This window comes from Pseudomonas sp. KBN12P06040 (assembly GCF_037574965.1).
Classification (GTDB): Bacteria; Pseudomonadota; Gammaproteobacteria; order Pseudomonadales; family Pseudomonadaceae; genus Pseudomonas; species Pseudomonas aeruginosa.
This window is the reverse complement of sequence record NZ_JBBELS010000001.1, coordinates 3,723,015-3,738,338: the sequence shown is the minus strand read 5'-3', so window position 1 is coordinate 3,738,338 and position 15,324 is coordinate 3,723,015. Positions and strand designations below refer to the sequence as shown.

Here is a 15,324-nt window from a genome sequence, read left to right as displayed (position 1 = left end):
ACGCGAAATGAAAAACTTCTTCAAGAAAGTCGGCGCCTTCCTGCGCAAGACGTGGGTCTGGACGCTGCTGCTGGTACTCCTGGCGGCATTGCTGGTGTGGTTCGTCGGGCCGCTGCTGGCGGTCGCCGACTACAAGTTCTGGGAAAGCCCGACCTCGCGGTTGCTGAGCATCAGCCTGATGTTCCTGGTCTGGGGGCTGGCGATGGTCTTCGTCAGCTGGCGCGCCGGAGTGCGGCGCAAGGCCGTCGAGGACAGCGACGAGGGCCAGGAGCGCCTGCGCCGCGACGGTCTGATCGAAGACGAACAGAAGGAATTGCGCAGCCGCTTCAAGGATGCCTTGCGCACCCTGAAGACCTCCAGCCTGTACCGCGGCCGCAGCGAGCGCTGGCGCAACGAGCTGCCCTGGTACCTGCTGATCGGCCCGCAGGGAAGCGGCAAGACCAGCCTGCTGGACTTTTCCGGACTGGAATTCCCGATCAACCGGATCGACCGCAAGCTGACCCGCGATACCGCCGGCACGCGCTACTGCGACTGGTACTTCGCCGACCACGGCGTCCTGATCGACACCGCCGGGCGCTACCTGACCCAAGCCGACGGCGAGGTCGACGGGGGCGCCTGGGCGACCCTGCTCGGCCTGTTGCGCAAGCGCCGCCGCGCACGGCCGCTGAATGGCGTGATGGTGTCGATTCCGGTGGAAACGTTGCTCAGCGACGACGAGATGGCGCTGGATACGCTGGCTCGCCAGGTGCGCGCGCGCCTGCAGGAAATCCAGCAGACCCTGCACCTCGATCTGCCGGTCTACCTGGTGCTGAGCAAGGCCGACCAGTTGCTCGGCTTCGACGAGTTCTTCGACCAGTTGAGCCGCGAGGAGAGCGACCAGGTTCTGGGCACCAGCTTCGGCAAGGAGCAGAACGGCACCGATGTGACGGTCCTGCGCCAGGCGTTCGAGGACCTTCTGCGACGCCTGAACAGCCAGGTGATCATGCGCATCCACCAGGAGCGCGATACCCTGCGTCGCGGTCGCATCCTCGACTTCCCGCACCAGCTTGGCCAGATCGGCGAGCGGTTGTGCCTGTTCGTCGAACTCGCCTTCACCGGCAATCGCTACCAGCGCGCCAGCCGCCTGCGCGGCTTCTACCTGACCAGCGCGCCGCACCTGGCCCAGCAGCTGGACGAGGACACCGCCGGCATCGGCGCCAACCTGGGGATCGCCAGCGGCCTGCTGCCGACCCTGCGCAACGGGCGCTCGCGCTTCATCCACCACCTGCTGAGCCAGGTGATCTTCCCCGAGGCCAACCTGGCAGGTCTCGATCGCCGCGAGCGCACGCGCATCCACTGGGGCCAGCGCGCCCTGTACGTCGGTTCGCTGGCGCTCCTTCTGCTATTCGGCCTGCTCTGGGCTGGCGGTTTCTCGGCCAACCACGAGCGCCTGGAGCGGGTCCGCGAGCTGGCGCAGCAATGGACCCAGCAGCGCCAGGCGCTTGGCGAGCGCGATGATGCCATGGCGGCGCTGAAGACGCTGGATAGCAGCTATGCGGCGACCACCGTGTTTCCGCCCAAAGGGGAAGTCTCGCTGCACGAGCGCGCCGGGCTGTACCAGGGCAACGAGGTCAACCCGCCGCTGGCCGCTGCCTATCGCCGCGAGCTGGAGACGCAACTGCTGCCGCGCGTGGCGCGGATGCTCGAAGCGCAGATCCGCGGCAACATGCAGAATCGCGAACGCCTGCTCAACAGCCTGCGGGCCTACCTGATGCTGAATCTGCGCGAGCGCCGCGAGAACGGATGGCTCAAGGACTGGGTGGCTACCGACTGGTCGCAGCGCTATGCCGGCAACGGCACCGTGCAGAATGGCCTGAACACGCATTTCGCCCGTCTGCTCGAGCAACCGTTCAGCTATCCGCTGAACGAGACCCTGGTGGCCCAGGCGCGCCAGGTGCTGCGCAGCGAGTCCCTGGCCAACGTGGTCTACCGGGTGCTGCGCGAACAGGCGCGAAGCCTGCCCGAGTATCGCTTCGGCCAGCACCTGGGGCCGCAGGCCGGTCTGTTCGTCGGCACCGACTACGTGATCCCGGGGTTCTACACCCAGCAGGGCTATCAGCAGTACTTCGTGGTACAGGGCGCCAGCCTGGTCAACGACATCCTTCGCGACAACTGGGTCCTGGGCGAGGGCAGCGGGATCAGCGACATGGACCTGCGGCGCCTGATGGTCGAACTCGAGCAGTTGTATTTCCGCGACTACGCGAACTTCTGGAGCGAGGCGGTCGGACGCCTGGGCCTGCTGCCGTTCAACGATGCCGGCGAGGGCGCCGACCAGGTTTCCGGGCTGCTCGCCGCCAACTCGCCGATCCTCCAGTTGTTGCTGGAGGTCCGTGAGAACACCCGTTTCCCGGTCCTGGCGGAGAGCGCCGAGGCGCTGGCAGAGGCCAGCGACAAGGCCGCGGAAAAGGGCGGCAAGCTGGGCAAGGCGGCCGCCGCGGCGGCCGGCAAGGCCAGGGTCGCGTTGGCGAAGAACCTGCCGGATACCGCGAAGAAGTCCCTGCAACGCCGCTTCGAGCCCCTGCATCGCCTGCTCGACGATAACAACGGCCCGGCGGCCGACCTCACCCCACTGTTGCAGGCGCTCAACGAGTTGCAGTTGCAACTCGCCGGACTGGCGCGCGCCAGCCAGCCGGAGCAGGCGGCTTTCGACATGGCGAAGAGCCGCATGGGCGGCCAGCGCGATGCCTTGAGCAACCTGCGCAACGCCTCCGCACGACTGCCGCGACCGCTTGGCGGATGGTTCAGCGTGCTGGCCGAAGACGCCTGGCGGCTGGTCCTCGGCGATGCCTACCTGTACCTCAACCAGCGCTACCAGAGCGAGCTGTACGGTTTCTACAGCAAGGCGATCAACAAGCGCTACCCGTTCAACGCGCACAGCGCCAGCGATGTCGCGGTCAGCGATTTCCGCGAGTTCTTCAAGGCGCAGGGCGTCGCCGAACGCTTCTTCGAAACCTACATGCGGCCCTTCGTCAGCGGCGACCCGGGCAGCTATCGCCTGCGCAGCGTGGACGGCTACAGCCTGCCGATGTCCAAGGTCTATCTCGACCAGATGGGCACGGCCCAGGTGATCCGCCAGAGCTTCTTCGCCGAGAACCCGGCCGAGCCACAGGTGCGCTTCCGCCTGGAGCCCTATACCCTCGATCCTGGCGTCAGCCGCGCCGAGTTCCGTTTCGACGGTCAATCCATGGAATACCGCCACGGCCCGATCGTGCCGATGTCGTTCAAGTGGCCCAGCGACGCCGACGGCGGCCGCACCAGCCTGGTGCTGGAGAAGATGGCCGGGCGACCGGTGGGAATCGAACGCAATACCGGGCCCTGGTCGCTGTTCAGGCTGTTCGACCTGATGCAGACCGAGTACCTCAGCGGGCGTGACGTGATGGTGCTCAAGGCCGACCTGGGCGGCCTGCGCGCCAACTACCTGCTGCTCGCCCAGCGCACGCCGAATCCGTTCGATCTCGCGGTCCTGCGCAGCTTCCGCATGCCGGTGCAGCTCTGATGCAACGCACCGAGCCCTGGCGCAGCGCGGCGCGCACGGATCGCGGCAAGGTCCGCGCGCGCAACGAGGATGCCTTCCTGGACTGCCCGGATCGCGGGCTCTGGGTGGTCGCCGATGGCATGGGCGGGCACCAGGCCGGCGACCTGGCCAGCCGGATGATCGTCACCAGCCTGGCGGAACTGCCGGCCCGGGCGGGATTCGACGAGCGCCTGAACGCGATGCGCCAGTGCCTGCACTGGCTCAACCGGCGCCTGGGCGAGGAACTCACCCTCAGCGCCGAACGCGGCGACAGGATCATCGGCAGTACGGTGGTGGCGCTGGTCGTGGAGGGTTCGCGGGCGGCCTGCGTGTGGGTCGGCGACAGCCGCTGCTACCTGTGGCGCGGCCAGCGGCTGTACCAGCTGTCCCGCGACCACTCGCTGTTGCAGCGACTGGTCGACGAACGGCGGATGGATATCGAGCAGGCGCGCGCCTATCCCTCGGCGCGCGCGCTGACCCGTGCCGTCGGCGCCAGCGAACAACTGGTGCTGGACGTGTTGGAACTGGAGGTGCATCCCGGTGATGTCTTCCTGCTCTGCAGCGACGGGCTCTACGAAGAGCTGAGCGCCGATGCGCTGGGCCGCGCGTTGAGCCTGGCATCGCCGCAGGTGGCGGTGGAGCGGCTGTTCGACGGCGCTCTGAGCGGCGCCGCGCGGGACAACCTGACGGCCGTGGTGATCCGCCAATGAACGAACCGCTGTCGTCGCTGGAGCTGCTGCCGGAGGAGGAGGGCGGCGCGAACCTGACCTATTTCGCCTTCGCCGCCCCGACCGCCTCGGCGCCGGACCTGCCGGCCGTGTTGCCCGGTCCGCTGCCGGACGTTCTTTCCGGGCGCTACCGTCTGGAGCGGATGCTCGGCGCCGGCGGCATGGGCACGGTATACCGTGCCCGGGACCTGCTCCATGAGCAGTTCGGCGACCCGGCGCCGCTGGTAGCATTGAAGCTGCTCAACGAATCGGTCGCCGAGTCACCCGACGCCAGCGCCTTGCTCTATAGCGAGTTCGCCCTGACCCGGCGCTTGCGCCATCCGAACGTCGTGCGTCTGTTCACCTTCGACGTCGACACCGCCTGCCAGCGCGCCTACATCGTCATGGAACTCATGCCTGGCCTGCCGCTCGATCGCCTGCTCTGCGAGCGTCCCGAAGGCCTGCCCTGGTCCGAGTTGAGCGCGATCGCCCGGCCGTTGCTGGACGCCCTGGCCTATGTCCACGAACAAGGGGTGCTGCATGGCGACCTGAAGCCGAGCAACGTGATGCTCGGCGAGGAGGGCGTGCGGCTCTTCGACTTCGGCCTCGGCCAGGCGCAGGCAGGCATCCTGGACGGCCTGCCGCAGCTCAGCCGGGGCCGCATCGACGCCTGGACCCCGGGCTACGCCGCTCCCGAACTGCTCGAGGGTGCGCCGTTGTCGCCGGCAGCCGACCTGTATGCGCTGGCCTGCGTCCTCTACGAACTGGCCGACGGTCGCCATCCGTTCCGCCGCCTGCCCTCGAACCAGGCCCGGGAGCAGGGGCTGGAGCGCCAGCTGCGCGCGCCCGGACACCTGCCTCGGCGCTGCTGGCCGGCGCTGCGTACCGCCCTGAGCCTCGACCCCGAACGGCGCTGCATCGGCGTCCGCGAATTGCAGGAAGCGCTGGGCGCGCGGCGTTCCTGGCTGGCCGGCGTTCTTGCCCGTTGAGCCGGCGGCGCTCGGTTTGCAGGACCTCTACGGCCGCTCTCCGCAAGCGCTCTGCAGGGCGATACGATTGCCTTCGCTGTCCCTGATCTCGGCGATGAACACGCCGTCGCCAAGCGGCGTCTTCGGGAAGAGGATTTCGCTGCCTTCGCCGAGAGCCCGGGCAAGGACGACATCCAGGTCCGCGACATTCAGGTAGATGATCGCCCCATGTAGCGTAGGCACGTAGACGTCGCCCTCGGCGAGTGCGCCGCTGGCACCGTCACGGCCTTCCTCGAAGGGGAAATGCGCCATTCTGCTTCCGTGCAGGGTGGCTACCTCGCCGAACGCCACTCCGAACACCGAGGCGTAGAAACGCATCGCCCTCTCCAGGTCGGACACCGGTATTTCCACGTGCGCGATCAGGTTCATTTCCTTCCTGTCCTGTCGGGACCACTGGTGACGCCGCTTTCCGGCGACGATGGCGGATGTTCAGCCGCGCGAAACCGAGCGGGTCGAGCGGGCATGCCGCCGCGAGGGAGGCGAATGAATTCATGCGAAATTCATTAACATCTTGTCCCGCTTGACCGGCGTCAATACCCGTACTGCGTCACAAAAATACCCTGGCCCCAGGCCGTTCGGAAAGGCCGTTCGCTGTTCGCTTGGGGGAAGTCATCATGGCGCATCTGGTCTGGCAGGATGACCTGAATACCGGTATTCAGGTCATCGACAATCAACACAAACGCATCGTCGAGATGATCAATCACCTGCACGACGCCCAGCAAGGCAAGGAACACGCGGCGATCGCCGAGGTGATCGAGGAGCTGGTGGACTACACGCTGTCGCACTTCGCCTTCGAGGAAACCCTGATGGAGGATGCCGGCTACCAGTTTTCCCGGGCGCACAAGAAGATCCACGAGCTGTTCATCCGCCGGGTCTCCGAGTACCGGGTGCGCTTCCAGGCCGGCGAGGATGTCGGCGACGAACTCAAGGGCTTGCTCTCGCGCTGGCTGTTCAACCACATCCGCAACGACGACGCCGGTTACGTGGATGCGGTACGCCACAGCATGTCCGAACTGGTCAAGGACAAGAGCGAGGGCGGTTGGTTGTCGCGCTCGATGAAGCGCTTCTTCGGCTGATCGCCGGGGAGGGAAACGCAAAACCGGCCCAGTGGGGCCGGTTCTTTCGCCAGCGGACCTGGCCTCAGCGGATCAGGCTGAGGAATTCGCTGCGGGTGGCTGCGTTGTCGCGGAATTCGCCGAGCATCACCGAAGTGACCATGGACGAGTTCTGCTTCTCCACGCCGCGCATCATCATGCACATGTGCTGGGCCTGGATCACCACCGCGACGCCGAGGGCGCCGGTGACCTGCTGGACCGCCTCGGCGATCTGCCGGCTCATGTTCTCCTGGATCTGCAGGCGGCGGGCGTACATGTCGACGATCCGCGCGACCTTCGACAGGCCGAGCACCTTGCCGTTCGGGATATAGGCCACGTGGGCCTTGCCGATGAAGGGCAGCAGGTGGTGCTCGCAGAGCGAGTACAGCTCGATGTCCTTGACCAATACCATTTCGCTGTTGTCGGAGCTGAACAGGGCACCGTTGACGACTTCTTCCAGGCTCTGTTGGTAGCCGCGGCACAGGTACTTCATGGCCTTGGCGGCACGCTTGGGCGTGTCCAGCAGACCTTCGCGGTTAACGTCCTCGCCGAGCTGGGTGAGGATCGAGGAGTAGTGTTGTTCCAGGGACATGGGCGTTCCAGTCAGACGATTACCAGCGCGGAGGGTAGGACGTCGCCGGGCCGCTGGCAAGACTCGGCGGTTGCCGGCTACTCGTCGCGGCCTTCGAGCATGGTCCTGCGCAGCATCACGTAGACCGAGCCGGTGCCGCCGTGGCGTGGCAGGCAGGAGGTGAAACCGAGCACCTGCGGGTGCTGGCGCAACCAGGTATTGACGTGGCTTTTCACCAGCGGGCTGCGTCCGTCCTTGCGCGCGGCCTTGCCATGGGTCACGCGCACGCAGCGGATTTCCAGGCGGGTGGCCTCGGCAAGGAAGTCCCATAGCGTCTGCCGGGCCTTCTCCACGCTCATGCCGTGCAGGTCGAGGCTACCGTCGAAGGGCACCAGGCCCTGCTTGAGCTTGCGCAACTGGCTTTCCTGGACGCCGTCGCGGGCCCAGGACAGCTCGTCCTCGGGGCCGACGTCGATGACGAACTGGTCGGACAGGCCGTCGACGCGGATTTCGTCGTTGCGCACGCTGGCATTGAGCTGGCGCTGCTTGAGTTGCTGGCGGTCGTTGCGAGGTTTGCCGGTATCGGCTCGATCGACCGAGATGCGCTTGACGCCGCGCATCTCGCTCTTGAACAGGGAAAAGTCGTCGTCTTGCATGGGAGCCTCCGCGAAGCGGCGCAGTTTACCGGATCGGCCGCACGCCGGCAGCCCGCTCAGTCGCGCTTTTTCATCAGGTTCGGCGACAGGCTCAGGTCGCTGTTGCGGCGGCTGCGACGGCGGCTGAAACGCCAGAAGAACACGCCGAGGCAGAGCGACAGCAGGCCAAGGGCCAGCAAGACGCCGCCGGCGGCGGGTTCGATATGCAGCATGCCGACAGCCGGCTGGCGGCCGATCAAGGCCGAGGTGCCGGCCAGCGACAGCAGCACGCCCAGGCTCGCCACCAGGGCCGCGAACGCCGCCGCCAGGCGCCAGCGCCAGACTCTCGGCCGGCGCGGGCGCAGCCGGCGCGCATCGAAACTATCGGACAGCTTCATCCCGACTTCCTCGTGTGTCATCGGGGCTAGGACCGGAACCTTCCGGCCGGGTTCCCGGATTCCCGGGAGCCGTGGGCAAACCGTGCGCCACTCGTCTTCTCGCCGCAAGCCATGGCCCTGCAGGCAGACTAGTCCTCCGCAGGGCGGGACGGGAGGGCGGCTGGATGGGCGGTCAGAGCAGTTCCCGGGCCTGGGCGACGATCGCCGCGAAGTTGTCGCCGAGGGCGGCGATCTCGGCGCGTTGCAGGTCCGCGGCGCTCAGGACCCCGCCGTTCAGGGTGGGTATGTCGCGGGTGGCGCAGGCGCTATCGGCGAGGGTGCAGCGGTAGCCGTAGTCCTTGGCCGCGCGCACGGTGGTGCTGACGCTGGAATGGGTCATGAAACCGCAGACGATCAGGTCGAGACGGCCGTGGTTCTGCAGCAGGTCGTGCAGCTCGGTGCCGGAGAAGGCATTGGGCAGGCGTTTCTCCACGACCTTTTCCCCGGCTTCCGGTTGCAGTTCCGGGAGGAACTGGCCGCGCGGACCCTGCGGATCGAACAGGCCGCCCTGGATACCCAGGTGGCGCACATGCACGATGGGCGTACCGCTGGCGCGGGCCGCCTGCACCAGCACGCCGATCTCCGCGGCGGCGGCGTCGAGGCCTGGCAGGCGCAGGGCGCCGCTGCGGTACTCTTCCTGGGCATCGATGATCAGCAAGGTGCTCTGCCGAAGGGGGGCTGGCGGGTAGCCGCGTCCGCTGATCTGCAAAAGGGTGAGCGGATGAGGCATGTCACTACTCCTGAGAAGGCACATGCCTTTCATTCTGGCCCCTATCGGCGAGCCTGTGAACCTTTGCCGCATGCGCACTAAAGTGGTATGGACTTCCCGCGCTGGAGGCCAGCTCCGGCGCGATCGGCTAGAATGTCGCCCTTTTGTGCGTTGCGAGGAGCAATTCCGTCATGTCCGAGTCCCGTCTGCTCACCCTGCGCGACTATATCCGCTGGGCAGTCAGCCGTTTCCACGCCGCCGGCCTGTTCTTCGGTCACGGCACCGACAATGCCTGGGACGAGGCGCGCCACCTGGTTCTGGGCTCCCTGCACCTTCCCTGGGAAATTTCTGACAGCTACCTGGATTGTCGCCTGGAAGACGATGAACGCGCCGAGCTGGCGGAGATCCTCCGGCGGCGCATCGAGGAACGGATTCCGGCGGCCTACCTGCTGGGCGAAGCCTGGTTCTGCGGGATTCCCTTCAGCGTCGACGAACGCGTGCTGGTGCCGCGCTCGCCTATCGCCGAACTTATCGAACAGCGCTTCGCGCCCTGGCTGCCGGCCGAGCCGGCGCGAATCCTCGACCTCTGCACCGGTTCCGGCTGCATCGGCATCGCCTGCGCCTATGCGTTCGAGCAGGCGGAGGTGGTGCTCGCCGACCTGTCCTTTGATGCGCTGGAGGTGGCCAACGTCAATATCGAGCGCCACGACCTCGGCGAGCGGGTCTACACCGTCCAGGGCGACGGTTTCGCCGGGCTTCCCGGCCAGCGCTTCGACCTGATCGTGTCCAATCCGCCCTACGTGGATGCCGAGGATTTCGCCGACATGCCGGCGGAGTTCCATCATGAGCCTGAACTCGGCCTGGCCTGCGGCGACGACGGCCTGGACCTGGTGCGACGGATGCTCGCCGAGGCGGCCGACCACCTCAGCGAGAAAGGCCTGCTGATCGTCGAGGTGGGCAACAGCGAGGTCCATGTGCAGGCGCTGTATCCGGAAGTGGACTTCACCTGGCTGGAGTTCGAGCACGGCGGCCACGGGGTGTTCATGCTGTCCGCCGCGCAGTGCCGCGAGCACCGGGAACTGTTCCGTTCGCGCTTGGAAAAGTGATCGGAGGCGGCTGGTGCCGCCGGTTCAGTGAGTGGCGATCCAGATCAGCAGGCCGGCCTGGAACACCGCGAAGGCGGTCAGGCAGGCGATGGTGAAGCGCAAGCTGGTGTCGTCGCGGCGGTAGTGGTTGATGCGCTGTTCCAGTTGGCGGATCTCCGCATCCTGGGCCTGCAGGGTCTGCTCGGCCTGTTCCAGCATCGCCGCGGCGTCCAGCAGCGGCACGATCTGCACCTTGTCCTTGTGCCAATCGCTGTGCAGCTCGCTGACCCGGCCGGCGCTGTAGCGGGCCTTGAGCAACCGCTGGTCCTCATAGCTGACGTCGAAGCCCTGGGCGCGGATGAAATGGTCGCGGCGCAGGCGTGCGTCTTCGCTCAGGCCATCCTTCAGCGCCAGTGCGCCGCCTTCCACCTTGTAGTGGGCCCAGCGTCGTTGCGCCCAGGCGATCGCCTGGGCCAGCAGGAAACGGCCCAGCCCGCGGTTCAAGGGTTCAAGGCTGAGCCCGGCGTCCGAGCCGAAACGCACTTCCTTGTTGCGATGATCGGCCCAGACCTCCAGCAGGTTCTGCTCCTTGCGCAGCATCAGGCCTGGCACCTGGATGCTCAGGCGCAGCAGGCTCTGGTCCGCGCTGTGCCGTTCGACCCTGCCGAGCTGGACGAAGCGCAGGGGGCGGGCGCCGGTCGCGCGGTCGGTGGGCAGCGGCGCCAGGCGGAGCAGGCGGAAATGCTCCGGCGCCAGTTCGGCCCAGGGGTGCGGCGGTTTTTTCTCGGCTTCTTCTGCGGCCGGTTGGGTATCGCTATCGATCATCGGACATCCTCTGGCCGGCCGCCTTCACGGGCCGGCTTTCAGAACTTGTCGGCGCGGGAAGCGATTTCTGTAGCGGCTCAGCGGCCTTTTTCCGCGTCTGCGCCGCGCAGGATGAAGCGGCTGACCGCCTCGACCAGTTGCCGGGCCAGCGGCAGGTTCGGGTCGTTGTAGGCGGAAAGCTGCTGCAGACCGGTGCTCGGGGCGATCCGCAGGATGTGGTTCATGCCGTCGATGAGCACCAGTTGCGAGTCGGGCTTGGCCCGCTGGAGCGCCTTGGCGTCGGCGACGCCGACCTGGATGTCATTGCGGCCCTGGACGATCAGGGTCGGGATGCGCAGGCGGCCGAACGCGCGGGCCGGGTCTTCGCGGAACAGCGAGATCAGGTACGGCTGCACGCTGGGTCGGAGCAGGCTGGAGAGCGCCGGCGGGATATCGCTGCGGGTCTCGCCGGCCTTCAGCGAAGCCAGCACCGAGTCGGCCTGGCGCAGTTGCGCCGGCGGCAGGCGACCGCGCAGTTGCTCGCGCAACACCCGGTCGATGGGTTGGCCGCTGCCGGCGATGGCGATCAATTCCTCGGCCGGCGTGCGAGGCGCCGCCAGGCTGGCGATCAGCGCGCCTTCGCTATGGCCGACCAGGATCAGCCGGGAGAAGCGCGGGTCGCGGGCCAGCCGCTCGCTCCAGGCGACCACGTCGTCGACATAGGCGCCGACGCTGAGGTCTTCCTCGCGCGGCGCCGCCGCCAGGCTGCGGGCGACTCCCCGCTTGTCGTAGCGCACGCTGGCGATTCCGCGTTCGGCCAGGGCCTCGGCGAGACGCAGCAGGTAGCGGTTGTTGCCGCCGAAGGGGTTGTTGCCGTCGCGGTCGGTGGGACCGGAGCCGGCGACCAGCAGGACCACCGGCGGCGGCACGGCGCTGCGCGGCAGCAGCAAGGAGCCGCGCAGCACGCCGTGCCCGGTGTCCAGGTCGTAGGGGCGGTGCAGGATGCTGTTGGGAGCGGCGTGGGCCAGGCTGGCGAGCAGGCAGAACAGGGCGAGGAGGGCGCGCGGCATGGAGGTCTTCATGGGCCGATGATAGCGCTTTGATCGCGTCCTCCGGGGAAGGTTCGCAGGCCCGTCCTTGACGGGTATACTCCGATGTCTTTCCCTCTCGTCCTCACGCGGAGCCTCGCATGTCCGGCAACACCTACGGCAAGCTCTTCACCGTCACCACCGCAGGCGAAAGCCACGGCCCGGCGCTGGTCGCCATCGTCGATGGGTGCCCCCCGGGGCTGGAACTGTCCGCCCGGGACCTGCAACGCGACCTCGACCGGCGCAAGCCCGGCACCAGCCGGCACACCACCCAGCGCCAGGAAGCCGACGAGGTGGAGATTCTTTCCGGGGTGTTCGAGGGCAAGACCACCGGCACGCCGATCGGCCTGCTGATCCGCAACACCGACCAGAAGTCCAAGGACTACTCGGCGATCAAGGACCTGTTCCGCCCGGCCCACGCCGACTACACCTACCACCACAAGTACGGCGTGCGCGACTACCGCGGCGGCGGCCGTTCTTCGGCGCGCGAGACCGCCATGCGCGTGGCCGCCGGGGCTATCGCCAAGAAATACCTGGCGGGCCTGGGCATCCAGGTGCGCGGCTACATGAGCCAGCTCGGGCCGATCGAGATTCCGTTCAGGAGCTGGGACAGCGTCGAGCAGAATGCCTTCTTCAGCCCCGACCCGGACAAGGTGCCGGAGCTGGAGGCCTACATGGACCAATTGCGCCGCGACCAGGATTCGGTCGGGGCGAAGATCACCGTGGTTGCCGAAGGCGTGCCGCCGGGCCTGGGCGAGCCGATCTTCGACCGCCTGGACGCCGAACTGGCGCATGCGCTGATGAGCATCAACGCGGTGAAGGGCGTGGAGATCGGCGCCGGCTTCGCCAGCATCGCCCAGCGCGGCACCGAGCACCGCGACGAACTGACCCCGCAAGGCTTCCTGTCGAACAATGCCGGCGGCATCCTCGGCGGGATCTCCTCCGGCCAGCCGATCGTCGCCCACCTGGCGCTGAAGCCGACCTCCAGCATCACCACTCCCGGGCGCTCGATCGATACCGCCGGCGAGCCGGTGGACATGATCACCAAAGGCCGTCACGACCCGTGCGTCGGCATCCGCGCCACGCCGATCGCCGAGGCGATGATGGCCATCGTCCTGCTCGACCAGTTGCTGCGCCAGCGTGGGCAGAACGCCGACGTGCGCGTCGACACGCCGGTCCTGCCGCAGCTGTGAGGGCTGTGGCAGGCCGCGGTGCGGGACGGGTGAACGGCGGATCGTGACCAGCGCGGTTCCCTACTGGCGCCTGTCCAGCTTCTATTTCTTCTATTTCAGCCTGCTCGGCGCCACGGCGCCGTTCCTCGCCCTGTATTTCCATCACCTGGGCTTCCCCAGCCCGCGCATCGGCGAGCTGGTGGCGATTCCCATGCTGATGCGTTGCGTCGCGCCCAACCTGTGGGGCTGGCTGGGCGACCGCAGCGGCCAGCGCCTGGCCATCGTGCGCTTCGGCGCGGTATGCACGGCGCTGGGCTTCTCGCTGATCTTCGTCAGCCACAGCTACGCCTGGCTGGCCTTGGTGATGGCGTTGCACGCGTTCTTCTGGCACGCCGTGCTGCCGCAGTTCGAGGTCATCACCCTGGCCCACCTGCGCGAGCGCAGCGCCAGCTACAGCCGGATTCGCCTGTGGGGCTCGATCGGTTTCATCTGCACCGTGGTCGGTCTCGGCGCGCTGTTCGAGCGCCTGAGCCTGGATGTCTACCCGGCGACGCTGCTGGGTATCATGCTCGGCATCGTGCTGTGCAGCTGGTGGGTGCCCAATGCCCAGCCGGCCCATCGCGAACCGCGCGAAGGCGAGGGCGGCTTCCTCGCCCAGTTGCGCCAGCCGGGCGTGCTGGCGTTCTACCTGTGCGTGTGCCTGATGCAGCTGTCCCATGGGCCGTACTACACCTTCCTGACCCTGCACCTGGAATCGCTGGGCTACAGCCGGGCGCTGATCGGTCTGCTCTGGGCGCTGGGGGTGGTTGCCGAGGTCATGTTGTTCCTCGCCATGCCACGCCTGCTGCAACGTTTCAGCCTGCGCCAGGTGCTGGCCGCGAGCTTCCTGCTGGCGTCGTTGCGCTGGCTGCTTCTCGGCAACCTGGCCGACAGCCTGGCGCTGCTGGTCTTTGCCCAGACGCTGCATGCCGCCACCTTCGGCAGTTTTCATGCGGCTGCCATCCATTTCGTGCAGCGTAGCTTCGGCCCGCGCCAGCAGGGCCAGGGCCAGGCCCTGTATGCTGCGCTGGCCGGTACCGGCGGAGCCCTGGGCGCGCTGTATTCCGGCTATAGCTGGAACAGCCTGGGCCCTGCCTGGACCTTCGCCATCGCCAGCCTGGCAGCCTTGCTGGCAGCCGCTATCATCAGTACCCGTTTGCAAGAGGTGCGGGCATGAACGACAACCGTGAACAGCTGACCCAGCAGATCATCGACGCCGGCCGGTTCCTCTACGGCCGCGGCTGGTCGCCGGCAACCAGCAGCAACTACTCCGCGCGCCTGGACGAACAGCGCGCGCTGCTCACCGTCTCGGGCAAGCACAAGGGCCAGTTGGGCTTCGACGACGTGCTGGTCACCGACCTGGCCGGCAACAGCCTGGAACCGGGCAAGAAACCCTCGGCGGAGACCCTCCTGCACACCCAGCTGTATGCCTGGAACCCGGCGATCGGCGCAGTGCTGCATACCCACTCGGTGAATGCCACCGTGCTTTCCCGCCTGGTCCGCGGCGACCGCCTGGTGTTGCAGGACTACGAACTGCAGAAAGCCTTCGCCGGGGTCACCACCCACGAAGGCCAGGTCGAGGTGCCGATCTTCGACAACGACCAGGACATCGCCCGCCTGGCCAGCCGCGTGCAGCCCTGGCTGGAGGCGCATCCGCACTGCCCGGGGTATTTGATCCGCGGCCACGGGCTGTACACTTGGGGTGCGCGCATGAGCGATGCCCTGCGTCAGGTGGAAGCTTTCGAGTTTCTGTTCGAGTGTGAACTGAAAGTACTGAGTCTGAGCCGATGAGCAGCCTTACCGTCTATCACGAGAACCAGCCGGAGCAGCCGCTGAAGCTGCTGACCCATGCCGAGGACATCGCTTCGACCCTGGCCGAGGTCGGCGTCCGTTTCGAACGCTGGGAAGCCGCCGCGCCGATCGCCGCCGGCGCCAGCCAGGACGAGGTGATCGCCGCCTACGCCCACGAGATCGAGCGGCTCAAGCGCGAGCGCGGCTACATCACCGTGGACGTGGTCAGCCTGAACAGCGACCACCCGCAGAAGGCCGAATTGCGCGCCAAGTTCCTCGACGAGCACCGCCATGGCGAAGATGAGGTGCGCTTCTTCGTCGCCGGGCGCGGCCTGTTCGTCCTGCATATCGAGGAGCATGTCTACGCCGTGCTCTGCGAGCGCAACGACCTGATCTCGGTGCCGGCCGGCACGCGCCACTGGTTCGACATGGGCGAGCACCCGCATTTCGTCGCCGTGCGCCTGTTCAACAACCCGGAGGGCTGGGTCGCCCAGTTCACCGGCGACGACATCGCCAGCCGCTTCCCCCTGCTGGAAGACTGAGCGAGGCGCCGTCCCATCCGTCACCATCCGCGCCCCCGGTCCTGCCGGGGGCGGTTTCATCCGGAGTCC

General features: G+C 67.3%; 16 protein-coding genes. 9 read left to right on the top strand and 7 right to left on the bottom strand.

What is annotated here, in order from left to right:
- Positions 1-7 precede the first annotated feature (7 nt).
- From tssM to VQ067_RS17555, 3 genes are read left to right on the top strand one after another with little or no spacing between them, the layout of a single operon-like run.
- Entirely contained in the window at positions 8-3,535 is a 3,528-nt protein-coding gene (tssM, locus tag VQ067_RS17565) for a type VI secretion system membrane subunit TssM (RefSeq protein ID WP_033991301.1), read from the top strand.
- A complete protein-coding gene (locus VQ067_RS17560; RefSeq protein ID WP_003110437.1) occupies positions 3,535-4,263 on the top strand; it encodes a PP2C family protein-serine/threonine phosphatase in 729 nt (242 codons plus the stop codon). The genes tssM and VQ067_RS17560 overlap by 1 nt, the downstream gene beginning before the upstream one ends.
- Positions 4,260-5,249, top strand: a complete 990-nt coding sequence (locus VQ067_RS17555) for a serine/threonine-protein kinase (protein ID WP_003087629.1) — start codon at positions 4,260-4,262, stop codon at positions 5,247-5,249. The genes VQ067_RS17560 and VQ067_RS17555 overlap by 4 nt, the downstream gene beginning before the upstream one ends.
- A gap of 27 nt (positions 5,250-5,276) precedes the next feature.
- On the opposite strand, the gene VQ067_RS17550 is transcribed toward VQ067_RS17555, so the two are convergent.
- Complete coding sequence (locus VQ067_RS17550) at positions 5,277-5,657, bottom strand: VOC family protein (protein ID WP_003110435.1); 381 nt, start codon at positions 5,655-5,657, stop codon at positions 5,277-5,279.
- A gap of 245 nt (positions 5,658-5,902) precedes the next feature.
- On the opposite strand from VQ067_RS17550, the gene VQ067_RS17545 reads away from it, so the two are divergent.
- Entirely contained in the window at positions 5,903-6,364 is a 462-nt protein-coding gene (locus VQ067_RS17545) for a bacteriohemerythrin (protein WP_003087637.1), read from the top strand.
- Positions 6,365-6,428: 64 nt separating this feature from the next.
- Here the strand turns inward: VQ067_RS17545 and folE are convergent, their stop codons facing one another.
- From folE to VQ067_RS17525, 4 genes are all read right to left on the bottom strand, one after another.
- A complete protein-coding gene (gene folE / locus VQ067_RS17540) occupies positions 6,429-6,974 on the bottom strand; it encodes a GTP cyclohydrolase I FolE (protein WP_003087639.1) in 546 nt (181 codons plus the stop codon).
- 77 nt (positions 6,975-7,051) lie between these two features.
- Positions 7,052-7,609, bottom strand: coding sequence for a Smr/MutS family protein (locus VQ067_RS17535; protein ID WP_003087642.1), 558 nt, complete (start codon positions 7,607-7,609; stop codon positions 7,052-7,054).
- Between the two features lie 56 nt (positions 7,610-7,665).
- Positions 7,666-7,986: a hypothetical protein gene (locus VQ067_RS17530; protein ID WP_003087644.1), complete on the bottom strand. Its 321-nt coding sequence runs from the start codon at positions 7,984-7,986 to the stop codon at positions 7,666-7,668.
- Positions 7,987-8,158: 172 nt separating this feature from the next.
- The gene (locus tag VQ067_RS17525) at positions 8,159-8,755 is read right to left on the bottom strand and encodes a cysteine hydrolase family protein (RefSeq protein WP_003103179.1); all 597 of its coding nucleotides are present in this window, start codon (positions 8,753-8,755) and stop codon (positions 8,159-8,161) included.
- Between the two features lie 170 nt (positions 8,756-8,925).
- Here VQ067_RS17525 and prmB point away from each other — a divergent pair, with 170 nt between their 5' ends.
- Positions 8,926-9,840, top strand: coding sequence for a 50S ribosomal protein L3 N(5)-glutamine methyltransferase (gene prmB, locus VQ067_RS17520; RefSeq protein ID WP_003087648.1), 915 nt, complete (start codon positions 8,926-8,928; stop codon positions 9,838-9,840).
- Positions 9,841-9,864: 24 nt separating this feature from the next.
- Here prmB and VQ067_RS17515 read toward each other — a convergent pair whose 3' ends face one another.
- A complete protein-coding gene (locus VQ067_RS17515; protein ID WP_023106735.1) occupies positions 9,865-10,644 on the bottom strand; it encodes a hypothetical protein in 780 nt (259 codons plus the stop codon).
- Positions 10,645-10,721: 77 nt separating this feature from the next.
- A complete protein-coding gene (locus tag VQ067_RS17510) occupies positions 10,722-11,705 on the bottom strand; it encodes an alpha/beta hydrolase (RefSeq protein WP_003132885.1) in 984 nt (327 codons plus the stop codon).
- A 107-nt stretch (positions 11,706-11,812) separates the two neighbouring features.
- Here VQ067_RS17510 and aroC point away from each other — a divergent pair, with 107 nt between their 5' ends.
- From aroC to VQ067_RS17490, 4 genes are read left to right on the top strand one after another with little or no spacing between them, the layout of a single operon-like run.
- Positions 11,813-12,904, top strand: coding sequence for a chorismate synthase (aroC, locus tag VQ067_RS17505; RefSeq protein ID WP_003087653.1), 1,092 nt, complete (start codon positions 11,813-11,815; stop codon positions 12,902-12,904).
- Between the two features lie 43 nt (positions 12,905-12,947).
- Positions 12,948-14,099, top strand: coding sequence for an MFS transporter (locus VQ067_RS17500; RefSeq protein ID WP_003087654.1), 1,152 nt, complete (start codon positions 12,948-12,950; stop codon positions 14,097-14,099).
- A complete protein-coding gene (locus tag VQ067_RS17495) occupies positions 14,096-14,713 on the top strand; it encodes a methylthioribulose 1-phosphate dehydratase (RefSeq protein WP_003087655.1) in 618 nt (205 codons plus the stop codon). The genes VQ067_RS17500 and VQ067_RS17495 overlap by 4 nt, the downstream gene beginning before the upstream one ends.
- Complete coding sequence (locus VQ067_RS17490; RefSeq protein ID WP_003087656.1) at positions 14,710-15,255, top strand: 1,2-dihydroxy-3-keto-5-methylthiopentene dioxygenase; 546 nt, start codon at positions 14,710-14,712, stop codon at positions 15,253-15,255. The genes VQ067_RS17495 and VQ067_RS17490 overlap by 4 nt, the downstream gene beginning before the upstream one ends.
- Positions 15,256-15,324 lie beyond the last annotated feature (69 nt).

Bases quoted from the DNA above. Each gene is read 5' to 3' on its own strand.
- tssM (WP_033991301.1), top strand. From the start codon at position 8: ATGAAAAACTTCTTCAAGAAAGTCGGCGCCTTCCTGCGCAAGACGTGG.
- VQ067_RS17560 (WP_003110437.1), top strand. From the start codon at position 3,535: ATGCAACGCACCGAGCCCTGGCGCAGCGCGGCGCGCACGGATCGCGGC.
- VQ067_RS17555 (WP_003087629.1), top strand. From the start codon at position 4,260: ATGAACGAACCGCTGTCGTCGCTGGAGCTGCTGCCGGAGGAGGAGGGC.
- VQ067_RS17550 (WP_003110435.1), bottom strand. From the start codon at position 5,657: ATGAACCTGATCGCGCACGTGGAAATACCGGTGTCCGACCTGGAGAGG.
- VQ067_RS17545 (WP_003087637.1), top strand. From the start codon at position 5,903: ATGGCGCATCTGGTCTGGCAGGATGACCTGAATACCGGTATTCAGGTC.
- folE (WP_003087639.1), bottom strand. From the start codon at position 6,974: ATGTCCCTGGAACAACACTACTCCTCGATCCTCACCCAGCTCGGCGAG.
- VQ067_RS17535 (WP_003087642.1), bottom strand. From the start codon at position 7,609: ATGCAAGACGACGACTTTTCCCTGTTCAAGAGCGAGATGCGCGGCGTC.
- VQ067_RS17530 (WP_003087644.1), bottom strand. From the start codon at position 7,986: ATGAAGCTGTCCGATAGTTTCGATGCGCGCCGGCTGCGCCCGCGCCGG.
- VQ067_RS17525 (WP_003103179.1), bottom strand. From the start codon at position 8,755: ATGCCTCATCCGCTCACCCTTTTGCAGATCAGCGGACGCGGCTACCCG.
- prmB (WP_003087648.1), top strand. From the start codon at position 8,926: ATGTCCGAGTCCCGTCTGCTCACCCTGCGCGACTATATCCGCTGGGCA.
- VQ067_RS17515 (WP_023106735.1), bottom strand. From the start codon at position 10,644: ATGATCGATAGCGATACCCAACCGGCCGCAGAAGAAGCCGAGAAAAAA.
- VQ067_RS17510 (WP_003132885.1), bottom strand. From the start codon at position 11,705: ATGAAGACCTCCATGCCGCGCGCCCTCCTCGCCCTGTTCTGCCTGCTC.
- aroC (WP_003087653.1), top strand. From the start codon at position 11,813: ATGTCCGGCAACACCTACGGCAAGCTCTTCACCGTCACCACCGCAGGC.
- VQ067_RS17495 (WP_003087655.1), top strand. From the start codon at position 14,096: ATGAACGACAACCGTGAACAGCTGACCCAGCAGATCATCGACGCCGGC.
- VQ067_RS17490 (WP_003087656.1), top strand. From the start codon at position 14,710: ATGAGCAGCCTTACCGTCTATCACGAGAACCAGCCGGAGCAGCCGCTG.